The sequence below is a fragment of the Acinetobacter sp. YH12096 genome (assembly GCF_013419215.1).
GTDB classification, from domain to species: Bacteria; Pseudomonadota; Gammaproteobacteria; order Pseudomonadales; family Moraxellaceae; genus Acinetobacter; species Acinetobacter amyesii.
The window spans coordinates 134,444-146,839 of sequence record NZ_VPAM01000001.1 but is presented as its reverse complement, the minus strand read 5'-3'; the positions used below and the strand labels follow the sequence as shown (position 1 = coordinate 146,839).

10 protein-coding genes and 1 pseudogene are annotated in these 12,396 nt (G+C 40.2%); 5 read left to right on the top strand and 6 right to left on the bottom strand.

Annotated elements, in window-relative coordinates; genetic code table 11:
- Positions 1 to 143: 143 nt before the first annotated feature.
- Both FTU36_RS00670 and trmB read left to right on the top strand, forming a co-directional pair.
- Complete coding sequence (locus FTU36_RS00670) at positions 144 to 2,084, top strand: ATP-binding protein (protein WP_180116618.1); 1,941 nt, start codon at positions 144 to 146, stop codon at positions 2,082 to 2,084.
- A gap of 175 nt (positions 2,085 to 2,259) precedes the next feature.
- Positions 2,260 to 2,976, top strand: a complete 717-nt coding sequence (trmB, locus tag FTU36_RS00665; RefSeq protein ID WP_078188891.1) for a tRNA (guanosine(46)-N7)-methyltransferase TrmB — start codon at positions 2,260 to 2,262, stop codon at positions 2,974 to 2,976.
- Positions 2,977 to 3,079: 103 nt separating this feature from the next.
- Here trmB and FTU36_RS00660 read toward each other — a convergent pair.
- The 6 genes and pseudogenes from FTU36_RS00660 to FTU36_RS00635 all read right to left on the bottom strand — a co-directional run.
- Positions 3,080 to 3,777, bottom strand: a pseudogene (locus FTU36_RS00660) (GMC family oxidoreductase); the annotation flags it as partial.
- 45 nt (positions 3,778 to 3,822) lie between these two features.
- On the bottom strand, positions 3,823 to 4,506 hold the full coding sequence (locus FTU36_RS00655; protein ID WP_180116617.1) for a class I SAM-dependent methyltransferase: 684 nt from the start codon (positions 4,504 to 4,506) through the stop codon (positions 3,823 to 3,825).
- Positions 4,507 to 4,568: 62 nt separating this feature from the next.
- Positions 4,569 to 5,345, bottom strand: coding sequence for a Rossmann-like and DUF2520 domain-containing protein (locus FTU36_RS00650; RefSeq protein WP_180116616.1), 777 nt, complete (start codon positions 5,343 to 5,345; stop codon positions 4,569 to 4,571).
- 225 nt (positions 5,346 to 5,570) lie between these two features.
- Positions 5,571 to 5,783, bottom strand: coding sequence for a hypothetical protein (locus FTU36_RS00645; protein ID WP_078193638.1), 213 nt, complete (start codon positions 5,781 to 5,783; stop codon positions 5,571 to 5,573).
- A gap of 331 nt (positions 5,784 to 6,114) precedes the next feature.
- Positions 6,115 to 8,724, bottom strand: coding sequence for an aminopeptidase N (pepN, locus tag FTU36_RS00640; protein ID WP_180116615.1), 2,610 nt, complete (start codon positions 8,722 to 8,724; stop codon positions 6,115 to 6,117).
- 358 nt (positions 8,725 to 9,082) lie between these two features.
- Positions 9,083 to 9,355, bottom strand: a complete 273-nt coding sequence (locus FTU36_RS00635) for a hypothetical protein (RefSeq protein ID WP_180105846.1) — start codon at positions 9,353 to 9,355, stop codon at positions 9,083 to 9,085.
- A 493-nt stretch (positions 9,356 to 9,848) separates the two neighbouring features.
- Here FTU36_RS00635 and FTU36_RS00630 point away from each other — a divergent pair, with 493 nt between their 5' ends.
- The 3 genes from FTU36_RS00630 to thiM all read left to right on the top strand — a co-directional run bounded on the left by FTU36_RS00630 (position 9,849) and on the right by thiM (position 12,300).
- Positions 9,849 to 10,112 (top strand): hypothetical protein, encoded by a 264-nt coding sequence (locus FTU36_RS00630; protein ID WP_111885040.1) that lies wholly within the window; start codon positions 9,849 to 9,851, stop codon positions 10,110 to 10,112.
- A gap of 149 nt (positions 10,113 to 10,261) precedes the next feature.
- Positions 10,262 to 11,419: a hypothetical protein gene (locus FTU36_RS00625; protein ID WP_111885041.1), complete on the top strand. Its 1,158-nt coding sequence runs from the start codon at positions 10,262 to 10,264 to the stop codon at positions 11,417 to 11,419.
- An 11-nt stretch (positions 11,420 to 11,430) separates the two neighbouring features.
- On the top strand, positions 11,431 to 12,300 hold the full coding sequence (thiM, locus tag FTU36_RS00620) for a hydroxyethylthiazole kinase (RefSeq protein ID WP_180007323.1): 870 nt from the start codon (positions 11,431 to 11,433) through the stop codon (positions 12,298 to 12,300).
- Positions 12,301 to 12,396: the final 96 nt, after the last annotated feature.

Here is a 12,396-nt window from a genome sequence, read left to right as displayed (position 1 = left end):
AAAAGAGAAAAATTCACCATTCATTCGATTTAACTGTATAATTCATCTCATAAAATTATAACTATTAAAAATAAAACAAAGATTTGATGTGACTTTCTATATATTTTTTTAAATTGTGGATACACAAAATTGGGGGAATTTTGATGGTTTGGTTTTGGTCACGACACTGCATTCAAGCAAATCGGCTGCTGGTCTTAGCGAGTCTATTTTGCCTGCTATGTTGTATCGCTATACCCAGTTTTGCCAATGCCACCCCACAGATCTCAAGCAGTCATTGTCCTGTTGAAATTACCCATATTGCCACAGCTAAAAGCGCTGTCGAGCAAGAGCGCCCACGTACAGGTTGGCAAAATCTGCAAAAGCTTCCAGACACTTGGAATAAACGTTGGCCGGATTATCATGGTATCGCTTGGTACAAAATCCAATTTAAGTTGAACTGTGACCTCCATCAGTTAAATCAACCCATTGCTATCGCTATACAAGGCATCACCCAAAGTGGACGGGTTTATATAAACGATGCCCTACTTTGGCAAGATTATATTTCAGCAGAACATTTTTCGCGAAGCCAACATCAACCTAGACTGTTGAACTTACCTAGCTCAAGTTTAAAGCAAGGTGTAAATACCATTTGGGTGCAAGTGTATGGTTCGGTGACCCAAAAATCAGGACTCAGTTCAGTTCAAATTGGGGAATACCCGCAAGTCTATGACACCTTTAAAATTTGGTTACTCGAACAACGACAATTAGTCGAACTCAATACGATGATTAATTTCGTCGTGGCTGTGTTCTTTTTTTTAGCATGGCTCGCCAATCGTAATGAAAGAGCTTACTTATGGTTAACCATCACTGGTATGTGTTGGGTGTTTTATAGCCTGTGTATTATTTTTAATGGGCCAATTGCATTTCTAACCACCGTACAGATCGACCGTATGCAAAATATCATTTTCTGCTTTTATACGGTTTTTGGCTGTATTGGTGCATGGTATTTTGCAAACCACCCATTTCCAAAAATTCAGAAACTATTATTAAGTCTTGCCACCATCGCCGCTCTCTGTATAGGTTTTGCGCCAGAGGCTTATTTAAAGACCGTCATCCAAATTTGTTTTAGCTTCTTTGTTTTGGTCTTTGTGGCCAAATGTATTAGCTACCCCTATTTAGCCTATAAAGCCAAAATGGCTGAAACCTATTTGCTTGCAACGCTGTATCTGATTTATTTACCGATTGCGGTACATGATGCTCACTTTATGATGACCATGGAAGGTCATGCGCTCTCGCCCTATACCGGGCCAGTGACAACCCTCATCTTGGGCGGCGTACTGGCTCTACGTTTAGCTCGACACACGCGTCAAATTGAGCGTTTTAATAAGACCTTAACTGAAAATGTTCAACGAGCTGAACTGAAACTCGCTACTTCACTCGGTCAACAACATCAACTCGCGCTTGAAAATGCACGACTTCAAGAACGAATTCATTTATCTCATGACTTACATGATGGTTTAGGCGGATCAATTGTCCGTTCAATTTTACTGTTAGAACAAAATGATAAAATTGAAAAACCACAAATCATGTCGATGCTTAAATTGTTCCGAAATGATTTAAGACAAGTTATCGATTCGGGTTCAAGTATAGGGACGAAAGTCCCAGACACCCCGATCGAATGGGCGGCGCCGATTCGCCATCGCTTTGTACAGCTCTTTGAAGAATTAGACATGAGCTCAAGCTGGAAATTTGCTACCGAATGGATTCACTCGCCCTCTGCGACCCAATGTCTCAATTTGACTCGTGTCGCTGAAGAAACCCTAACCAATATTTTAAAGCACAGTCAGGCAAGCAAAGTTCAATTCAGTTTGTGCGAAACAGAGACTCAACTGATCTTACGTATTGAAGATAACGGTATCGGCTTTAACCCTGACGAAGTTGAACAAGGACTACATGTCGGCCTACACAGTATGCAAACGCGAATCCATCGTATCGGTGGCGAATTTAAAATACAGTCACAGCCGGGTTGTACCGTGCTTGAGGCCATTTTGCCGTTTAAGCTTGATGGTGCTGATCGTGAAGATATTGGCGATAAAATCGCCTAGCTTAATGTTATTTCATCGCTTTTGAGCTGAGTAATTCACTGTACATGGCAAATCCTCGGCACGGCTTCCGTCGGTGAGATTGAGCAAAAAGAGGATATATTCACGGTAAAAAATTTGACTTGTGCATCTCAGGACTTAAAATACCGCATTCGAATTTTTTACATTTGCCAAAGTTATGTCGAACGATCAATTAGACCAGCACGCTGTAGATCTGGATAACCTAAACGAACACCGTGAAATCGTGACGTTTATGCGCCGCTCTGCGCCACTTAATACTTCGCAACGTACTGCGCTGGAACAATATGGTCATCTAATTTTGGAATACCCCGTTGGTGATTTGCGTCAGCATTTTGAACACCCTGAACGCCCATTAACTGTTGAGATCGGTTTTGGTATGGGTCGCTCTTTGGTACTGATGGCAAAAGCAAACCCAGAACGTAACTTTGTCGGCATTGAAGTACATGTTCCGGGTATCGCTCAATGTGTGTATGAAGCAGGTCTTGCAGGGTTAACTAACCTTCGAGTATTGGATGCTGATGCCATCCAAGTGCTACGTGAAATGCCAGACAACAGTATTAACACTGTGCAATTATACTTCCCAGATCCATGGCAGAAGAAACGTCATTTCAAACGTCGTTTTGTATCTCATGACCGTATGCCATTGGTTGAAGAAAAATTAGAAATCGGCGGCACATTCCACTCAGCGACTGACTGGGAACCGTATGCTGAATGGATGATCGAAGTTCTTGAAGAACGTCCACGTCTTGAAAACCTTGCAGGTAAAGGCAATAGCTACCCTCGTCCAGACTGGCGTCCGCAAACTAAGTTTGAACGTCGCGGAATTGAAGCAGGCCATAAAATTAATGACTTCATCTTCAAAAAAGTAAACTAACTTTGGAATAAAGCAAAAAACCACCGTTAGCGGTGGTTTTTTATTGCTGTTTTTGATCTAAGATTTATCTGTGTTGTATCAAATCATATAAAATGAATAACCACTAAGCTACTTGCGCTTGGAGCTGACTTTGTCGAATCATATCCACGGCTTTTTCAGCAATCATCACTGTCGGTGCATTGGTATTGCCATTTACCACAGAAGGCATGATAGATGCATCGACGACACGAAGGTTTTGAATCCCGTAGACTTTCAATTCAGGGTCAACCACAGACATCTCATCTACGCCCATCTTACAACTACCGACAGGGTGATAAACCGTATCCACACGCTGACGTAAGATTGCACGTATATCATCCGTTTTGACCAGTGAGGTAAATAAATCTTACTGATAATGACTCGATAAAGACGGCGACATCATTAACTGCTGCGTCAACTTAAAGCCTTGTACCAAATCTTCTAAATCCTGTTCATCCCCTAAAAAGTTTGGATCAATCAATAATGGATCATTGACACTGGAACCACTTAGTTTGATCGTGCCGCGACTTCTTGGATTGAGCAGACACACATGACAGATAAACCATGTCTTGTATGAAATTTCCGTGCATGGTCATCTACTAACGCCACGACAAAGTGTAATTGCAAATTTGGTATTGCCAAATCGGGCGAAGACTTTAGAAAACCGCCACATTCTGCAAAATTTGAAGCAATCATGCCTCGTCGTTCCTTACGATAGCGACTGATCTGCTTGAACATATCAATTGAGCCGGGTAAAGACACGCCAAATGTACCTTGGTATTCAATGATCGATGGATTTAATACACTCAAAACTTGGTCTTTATTCTTTTAATCCATAGACGTTTTAAAAGCACTGTAAGCTGCATAGCTAAAGATTTGGCTGAAACAATGGATTTGATCAAAGCCTATTTCCGTTAGTAAATTTTGATAGTGCTGCTGGCTAATCAGTTCAAAATCATCCTCTAAACGCTGCATCATTTTTGTCGCTTGTACAGCAGATAAACCTTGCATTTGGCAAAATTCAGGTAGGACACGCTGCTCAAAATTCGAATGAGTTTGCATCAAGTCAAAACTTAAAAAAATGCCCTGCGGTTTAAGTAATTCAAAAGCTTTAGTTAAAAATTCATTTTTTTCGGACAATGGTATGAAATGCGTCACCAAGATACTCAGCACCACATTAAAACAACTTGCCTGCTCAAAAGCAGTATGACTGCCCAAAACAAAATTGACGCGATGCAACTGTCCAGCGGCTTCAACGCCTTGCCGTGTCTGATTCAGCATATTTTCAGACAATTCTGTAACGGTAAATGACCATGTTGGATTCAAGGCCATGAGATAACCCAATTCATAGCCCGTCCCACACCCAATGATCAGTACATGGGCATCTTCAGCGACATGGCAATTCAACACCGCCTGAATCTGTTGATGGACAAGTTCATAGCCGGGAATTAATTTTCGTATATGTGCATCATAACTTTCGACCACTTGCGGACTATTAAAATCTTTTGCCATGTAACATCCTGTTTGACATGTATTTCTAAGCTAATAAATATTCATTGTTCTATATGGATTATTTATTTCTGATGATGCCCAAGAATCTGCTGACTCAGCATTTCATAGACCGCTTTCAGATCGACTTGATCAGCTTGCTCAAGCATATTGGCATGCATCAACATGATATTTTGATCCCCACGCATTGCAGGACCTGTTTGCATGTTACGTGGTTCAGCCTGAGTAGCTTTATTGGCTGTCTCTAAAATCAAAGGATAAAGTAAGCTAAATTCGACTTGTTTTGCATCAACAATCTGCTTTGCCATGTCATAACAATAATTACTAAAATTACAGGCAAACACCGCAGCAAGATGCAGACTCAAGCGCTGTGCCGAATCATATCGATAAACCCTTTGGCTAATGCTGTTTGCTAAATCTGTAAGTGTCGTCAAATCTGCAGAGTCGGCCGCTTCTACAAAGATCGGTGTCGACATCCAGTCCACATCTCGATCTAAACTAAAGGTTTGTAAAGGATAAAACACCCCTGCTCGCGAATGCTGTTGGGTCAGTACCGTGATATTGGTGCTACCTGACGTATGCACAATCAAAACTTGTGGCAGATAGGCTTTGACTTGCTGAATAACGGTTGCAATCGATTGGTCGCTCACCGCAATGATCAAAAGATCAATCTCAGCATTCAACTCAGTTGGGATATGAATAGCTTCTGCACCTACTCTTGCTGCAAGTTTTTCTGCCTTATCAAGATTTCGCGCATAAACTTGCACAATGTGATGTTGTGGATGAAGCACATTGAGCAAATGATGTGCAACACGACCTGCACCCACAATACTGATTCGCATATAGTTCTAACTCATTTTGGATGGCTACAGCATGTCAGGAAAATATCCGACGTGCAAATCGAGTCATATCGATAGAATGATTTATTTTCAATTCTTCACATCAGCTTCGCTCAGATAAGACAAAAAAGGGATGCGCTCCATCCCTTTAGCTAGACGTCAATCTGAGTCTGATTCATATCTTGCCCATTTCAATCTAGACAAAATCCACGATATGCGCTTTAGCTTTTACGATTTACCAATGATTTGATTCAGAGTCTGTAGGTATTGTTCTGCATCGCGGCGCGCATTGAATTTCTTTTCAAATACACCTGTGTTTTGCACACTATTGGGTGTGTATTCTACCGAAACAACAAAGGTATCAAGCAAATCTCTATTAATTCGAATTGCAATAATATGATGTGAGTTTAAATAAAAACCTTCATCAACCTTAACTAACATGACCCGCCTCAAAATCTTGCACAATGAAATAGATAAAAAATCTAAACATTCATGAACTTGGATGCCTTACCGCATACAGTCATTCATATGTTAGACCTATTTTATTGTAGCGCCATTATGTGATTTATATTGCAATTATTATGTAATTTAAATAAATTCTCAGAGAAAATTTTTGAGTTTCAGCCATCTAAACATGATTGATTTTCAATTCTAGCTAAAGATTGGATAAAAAGACTGGATACAAAAAAAGCCTGCTGCCATAGCCATGGCAACAGGCTCATTTCAGTACGACTGATTTAACTCAAATCAATCGTACAGAGTGGCTGAACGATTAAACACTTAACATACTGTTTAAGGTTTCTGACACATTCTTCGATTTCACAACAGGTTTAAGCGCTTCAAGTTTGGCTTTGACTTCACTACGCTGCGGCTCTGCCAAAGTGTACCAACGGGACAAAATTTGCAGTAAACGTGAACCGACAATTGGATTTTTCTCATCAAGGAATTTAGCTAATTCAACAATATGCTGCACACCAAAGCTCCATGTGTTGACAGGATTGCTATTCAAGCCACCAGTAACCGCACGAATACGGTTCGGTACTTTCAAGTCATAATCAGGATGAGCAGTCAGTGCCTTAATGGTTTCCGCAGTTGCTTTCGGATGTGCCGCTTGCAACATAAACCATTGGTCCATCGACAAAGCTTCATTTTTAAAGCGTGTATAAAAGGTTTCTAAAGCTTGCTGTGCTTGTGGTGCATCATTCCAAACCAATACTTTTAAAGCACCAAGACGTTCAGACATATTGCCTGTTGAGCTGAATTGTTCATAAGCCAATTCAAATACAGATGCATCGCCTTGACGTGCCATCATGCTCAACATGATGTTTTTCAATGCACGAACGCCCATAGCTTGTGAAAACTCTTTCTGCGCATCTGGGTCTAAAGTTGCATAAGTCTCTTTAAAGAAAGCACCTAACTCACGTGCCACACGACTTAAAAGTGCTTCACGCTGTTCCTGCACTTTGGCAGGACTGTAGTCGGTATCAATACGGCTACCTAAATAACCCTCTGTCGGTACATCGAATAAACGTGAAGCAAGTAATGGATCACGCTCAACCAATGCCGGTAATGTATTTTGAATGGCTTGAACATAGATGTCGGCATCATGGCCATTTAACAAAATACGTTCTAACAAGGTTTGGCTTGCTTGCCATTGGTTAAAACCATTCGGCTCGTACTGCATAAGGAATGCAAGCTCTTCATCTGAATAGTTAAATTCAAGATTAACAGGTGCAGACAAGTTACGCAGTAAAGACACAACAGGCTGGTTTTTTACACCGCTAAATGTAATTGTTGCAGTATCGGTATCAAATAAATACACGCCATCTTTGATGCCATTTTCAACCAATGCATCTGAGCTGAGAAGTAACTGTTCACCACTCGTGGCATCAAACAATGCCAAAGCCACAGGAATAGGCACAGCTTTTAAATTTGGATATTTCGGATGCGCTTTTAAGCTTTGTTTCAAGCTTAAAGTATAGGTTCGATTTGCAGCATCGTACTCACCTTTTGCTTCAAGTTTTGGTGTGCCCGGTTGGTTATACCAAATCAAGAAACTCGATAAATCTACACCTGAACCTGCTGTCAGTGCTGCCACCCAATCTTCAACAGTCACGGCTTGACCATCGTGGCGTTTGAAATATTCGTCAGTACCTGCACGGAATTTTTCTTTGCCCAGGAGTGTCGCCATCATGCGGTTAATTTCCGCACCTTTTTCATACACAGTTGCGGTATAAAAGTTATTAATTTCAACAAAATGATCTGGACGCGGTGGATGTGAAAGCGGGCCTGAATCTTCTGGGAACTGATGAGCTTTTAACACAGCAACGTCATCGATCCGTTGTACCGCAGCAGATTGTAAATCTTCTGAGAACGACTGATCACGGAATACCGTCAAACCTTCTTTTAAACAAAGTTGGAACCAATCACGACATGTAATACGGTTACCTGTCCAGTTATGGAAGTATTCATGTGCAATCACAGACTGAACACGCATGATCGCTGCATCTGTGGTGTATTCTTCATCAGCAAGCACACAAGAGGTGTTGAAAATATTCAAACCTTTGTTTTCCATTGCACCCATGTTAAATGCACTGGTTGCCACGATCATATAATTGTCTAAATCATAAGGACGACCATAATGTTCTTCGTCCCAACGCATCGAATGTTTTAAAGCTTCCATGGCAATATGACATTTTGGAATGTCTTTTTCTTCTGCATAGATTTCTAAAGCAACATTACGACCTTCAGACGTCACATAAGTGTCTTTAAGTACTGCCAAATCACCAATCACACAAGCAAATAGATACGATGGTTTTTTGGTTGGATCTTGCCAAACGGTATAATGACGACCTTCACCGGTTTCACCCGCTTCAATCAAATTACCATTGGCAAGTAATACAGGGAATTTTTTATCCGCTTCGACACGTGTGGTAAATACCGATAGCACATCAGGACGGTCAGGATAATAGGTAATTTTACGGAAGCCTTCAGGCTCGTTTTGGGTGACGAATAGATCGCCTGCCGCTTGGTATAAACCTTCGAGCTGAGTATTGCTTTCAGGATGAATCACGACTTCGGTTTCAATGACAGCTTGGTCAGGTGCATTTGAAATCACCAGTTGTTCTGCATCTACAACATAGGCATCTGCCGGCAAGACTTGACCATTTAAGCGAATTGATTTGAGTTCCAAATCACGACCCAATAACACCAAATCCCCTGCTGTTTGACGCTGCATCACTAATTTTGCATTTACATTGGTATGCTCATCAAAGACTTGAATATCTAGATCGATACTATCTACGACAAATGATGGTTTTTGATAATCTTTTAAATAAACAGTTTGGTCTGCTTCGACCACTGGATTTGCCGCAATGTTCATATCTCGTCCTATTCCTTAGTTATTGCTTCATCAGCTTTTTGAACACATTGTGAATGACTTGATCATACGACAAGATGCATAAGCTGTCTTCGCATTTACAATGATTTATATATGGGCTCAGCGCATGTTGTTTTCAATCATCTTTATTGAATAATTTAAAGGCTGGCACATATTTTCGCCATGTTTAAGCAAAATAAATGCCTGAGTTGAGTACAGCTACTGCAATATGCAAATTATTTATTTACCTCAAATAAATAAAGCACCTAGATACTAGAAAAATAAAGCACAGGTTCTTTATTTCTATCTGTAACTTCAAATTATTGCGCTCAACCTTTCCTGCTTAAGACTTAGAGGATTATTAATTTGCGAAAATTAAATCGAGCGCGCTGTCATAGTCTGCAGCAAAGTAAAATTGAAATGCCGTGACTTTTGAGGTGAGGAATTGCTGAATTTCTGACGTTGCACCCGCCACATAAATTTTAGATACTTGATGCTGCTGCGCCAGGCCAAGTAACTCGATCGTCTTTTCTAAAGTTTGATCATGCCCAATAATCAGCGCGCCAACCGTACCCTGTGGCTGCTTATATAATTGCATGCGAGTGATATTGCTGTTTTTAAGTGCGTCTGACATGTGTATTCCATACAAAGAAAGGATAAAAAAGATCAAAACCTTTAGAAATCAAGCTGAATCATGCTGTGTATCAACTACAGTAATTCCGCTTCGTTTCAATTCTAAAAGCCTAAATCATTAAAAATTAAAAGCTCAATATATACAAATATACTTTTCAAATCTAATCGCTTAGGTGATTCCTTCCAAAAAGCACATTAAATCGCAAACCATATCAATCTTCTAATTTGGTTTTGATTGAAAACTTCTGTTTAAACCTTGCACCAAGATATTTCTCTTTCAACAGTTCAAGCATTTTAAAAACTCTTCTGAGATAGCAATACTCATCAATATTATTTTGTTACTTTTAAATTAATAATTTATTTTCAATTTCTTACTAAAAAAACATACATTTTAGCTGCTTTAAAATCTCTACTCAAAACATTTGAGCATGCGTTTTGCATCTACTTACTTGCCAAAAGCAATATATTCAGGCTAAAACAAAAAGAGGTGCATTATGTTTATTAAAGAACACATCATCCGTATTGAAAATATGAAGACTCTGCAAGCGCTTGATGCTGCAAATATCGACCATCAAGTGATTGCAATGTTTATGACTTGCGAAGGGATTCCACTCAAAGCCTTTGAGGTCAGTTCATTACTTAACTCATATAGTGCATTAGGCACTAAAAAAGTCGCGTCTAAAAAAGTGCAAGCCTTAATACAAGCCAAACAAGTTGGAGAGGAGGACGAATCGATCCCATGCCCAGCCGCCTATTAATAATCCATTCTAACTAAAAGCTGCATCATCACTATGCAGCTTTTTTTATTTGTCGACTTCTCGCCTGAGCTGCTGCAACTGAAATTGCAAACCCGTCTTTAAACAGAGATGTGTATAATCAATTTAACCTTTCAAGAAACGCTGGCAACATGTTCAATATTCTACGCAAACAAATGGATGAAAGTACGCAATGCCCGTTGTGTCGTGCATCTATGTATTGGGTAGATGCTGAAAAATTAGATGAGCAAGAATTTAATTTTTATCAGTGTAGCCACTGTCATCATCAAATATTTCCAGAACAGCAATACAACTGTCATTGTGAAAACTGTCAGGCTGCGCGAAAAAAACTACTGAAAGAAACCCGTTTACAAGAACAGCGTAAACTCAAAAATAAAGATATCGTTGAACGTGAATTAAGTGAACTGAGTTTTTTACAGAAACTCTTTTTGCTGGCTTTATTGGATAATCATGTCCAAGAACATACGGCGCATCAAGAATTTATCGACTGGGACGCTATTAAGTATCATAACATCAGCCCGAATTATTTCTTCCAACAATCACTCAAAAAGCATCTCGTGCATGAGCAAATTTTGATTGTGAAAGATGATGCACTACAAGCTGAACAGTATTATATCAATGTCCGTCTGGATGGCTATTCGGAGCCCAGTCTTTTTAGCGTAGCGCAGCAACTCCGTCATTGGTTTTATGAAAATTTAGCCTTGGGTGTTCCCTTTAAAAGTGCTGACGAAGTGAAAGAATGCTTGTATCTCCTACTTTTTCAAGAAATTGTGCAATTCATGCAGTTTTACTGTAAGACATGGGGTATTCAAATTGCAGGGAATAAAAGCTTTCAAGTGTTCTGTTATCGCCTACTCGACCATCTAGCGGTTGGGCAGATTTATTATATGATTCAGTCAGCACTCGAATACCTACATAAACAAAAAGCCCTGCAAGTGCGTAATGAAAATTTCATTAATACCAATCTGTTAAAAAAGACCTTACAGCAATACCGTGAACGTGGCTTACAGGAAAAATGGGAAACCTTTACCCTCCCTCGTCCGCCACAACTCCCCTTTAGTAAAATGAGTGAAATTTTACTCTTTAACTTTTTAGGACTCGATGAAAGTATCTTTGTGCAACCGATACGCCATGCTTGGAAAAAAATCGAACCTCGCTTAAATTTTTATTCCACAAAGCGCTGCATGTACTGTGGTTCACAAGAGCTCTCTGTCGATTATGATGCCGCAGATTATGTGACCCTGTTCTGCCGTAATTGTAAACATCAAGACCATTACTTCACCCGCTAAGGGAGAAACCGATGAATCAATCTGAAAATTTTGAAACGACCATGAACAGTGAATTGACTGACTTAAATAGCCCGCTTTTGCAAAGCGTCATTAATGCGTGGATTGAACTTCAATCCAAACAACCTTTGGTGCACATCATCACCAATGCAGTTGCGAGCAATTACGTCGCCAATGTCCTTTTGGCTGCGGGTGCTTCTCCTGCAATGATTGACAATCCCTTTGAAGCCGAAAGCTTTGCCTCAATTGCCAGTGCCTTGAATATCAATTTAGGCACGCCAACGTCTGAACAAATGCAAGCCATGCAAATTGCTGCACAAACAGCACAAAATTTAAATAAACCTTGGGTGCTTGACCCTGTCGGTTATGGCCCCGTTTTGCCGTGGCGATCTGAAATGGTTGACCAATTACTCCAGTACAAGCCAAGCATAATCCGTGGCAATGCATCAGAAATCAGTGGTCTTGCAGGGAATCAAGGTGAATCACGCGGTGTCGATAGCACGCTAAATAGTGCCGAGATTTATTTAAATGCCGTACCCTTATTAGAACACTGTGAATGTGTGGCAATTTCAGGCGAATCAGATTTCATCTTGTCGAAAGAAATGAATGCGGTGATACAAATTAATGGTGGATCTTACTTACAACCCAAAGTAACGGCTTCTGGCTGCGCTTTAGGTGCGTTAACAGCAGCGTATTGCGCCGTGAGTGAAACACTAACTGCCGGTACAGTCGCAGCGCATTTGCACTTTGCGATTGCGGGTCAAAAAGCCTATGAACTTAGCTCAAGTGTCGGCAGTTTTAATGTTGCATTTTTAGATGAAATTTATAATCTCAATGAAGACGATTTCAATCAACTTGCCAACATGCAAATTTATGCACTATGAAGCTATGATAACTTGAGGAAAACAAAACAGCTTGAGTAAAGCACTCAAGCTGTTCAGGGTTTCATGCTGTTTTTGAATAATTAGAACGCGTCAAAA